Raw genomic sequence first — 1,471 nt, forward strand, 5'->3', positions numbered from 1 at the left:
CCCCCGCCCTCCCGCGGGGCGGCAACGCCGCCCCCGGCTACTGGGTGTCGGCGTTCTCGGGCTGCGCCCGGCGGCTCAGCCGTCTCTCGACGGCGGTCTCGGTAGCCCGTTGGATTGCCGCCGCTGCGGCCTTCTCCAACGACCACCGGCCGACCTTGCCCAGGACGGAGAAGACCGTCTCAGGCTCGGGCGCCCCCACGGCGAGGAGGACGCGGGCCATCATCTGGAAGAACACGAGGTCCAACACGAAGTCCCTTCTGGGGCCAGCCACGCGCCGACCCTCACTGCCTCGACTGTGCCGCCGGCGCTGCGCCGCGCCCGCTCGACCACCCCCTCCTGGCCCGGCACGAAGGACCTGGCCCGCAGCCCCGGCCCCTGCGGCCGGCAGGGCATCCACCGCCCCGCCCCCCAGGGAGCACGGACACCCCGCTGCTCTGCCGGGGCCGCCTCATCCCGCGGCCGCGCAGCCAGACACCCAGACCCGGGCCATCCTGCGCGGCGCTCACCAGGCCCCGGCAGCCTGTCCGGCGCTTCCGGCACGGCACTCCACGCCGGCAGGGACCCAACCAGCCTGAGAACACCGCCTGCTGGGCCTCGTCACGCGCCCACGAGAGCGACGGCAGCACCTCAGGCGACTGCCCCGCCAGGAGCAGGCTCAGGGACGGCCCCCAGCACACGGCCAGCAGGTTCCCTACAACCGTGCCGGGCCCCAACCAGCCGCTGCTCCTCAACGCTCACCCGCCCGGTCACCTCCAACGCCCCCCGGGGCCGAGGCATCGCCCAACACCCCGCAGCGACGCCAGCCCGGAGAGCAGCCACGCCCCGGTGCCCGGGCCGAAACGCCCGGGCACCGGTCGTCACAGGCGCGAGGAAGTCCCTTCCGGGGAAGGGACAGGGCCTCCTCGCCTGCGTCCCTCTACGCCCCGGTACAGCGCACAACACAGCCCGCGCCACCTCCAACAGGGCATCCGGGCCTACGCCCGGACCGACGATGAAGGCTTGGACGAAGAGACCGAACCCATCCAGAAACTGACTCATCAGCAGGTCCAGCCGACCGACAACCCAGCCCTTCGCACGCCACCGCCAGCGCTCAACACCACGAGCGATAAACCGGATTGACCAAAACTTCCGAGCGAAGGAAACACCCCCTGCCCCGTAGCCAGCCGCCCGCGAAGGCGGGCCAGGTCCGGGAGCGCAGCGGACGGACCCAACGCTCTTCCAAGGAGCGCAGCGACGAGGAAGAGCCGGGACCGCACAGAAGCAGGCACCCGAAAGGGCACCGGCCCAACCTCCGGATACAGCCAAAGTTCTGACGGAAGGAAACACGGGCTCGGAGCGCAGCGCAGAGCCCAACTCCTCGCAACGCGAGGAGCCCCCTCCCCAACCCGTGCGCAGCACGGGGCCTCACTTCAACTCCCGTGCGCAGCGCGGGAGTTCCCTCGGAGCCTGCGCAGCAGGCTCTTACCCGCTC

At 72.0% G+C, this 1,471-nt stretch carries 1 protein-coding gene; it reads right to left on the bottom strand.

The genetic code is table 11. The features are described 5' to 3' along the window. Nucleotides 1–37 precede the first annotated feature (37 nt). The gene (locus V7E45_RS40090; protein ID WP_333779219.1) at nucleotides 38–247 is read right to left on the bottom strand and encodes a hypothetical protein; all 210 of its coding nucleotides are present in this window, start codon (nucleotides 245–247) and stop codon (nucleotides 38–40) included. Nucleotides 248–1,471 lie beyond the last annotated feature (1,224 nt).

Source organism: Streptomyces sp. IBSBF 3136, assembly GCF_036815105.1.
Lineage (GTDB): Bacteria > Actinomycetota > Actinomycetes > Streptomycetales > Streptomycetaceae > Streptomyces.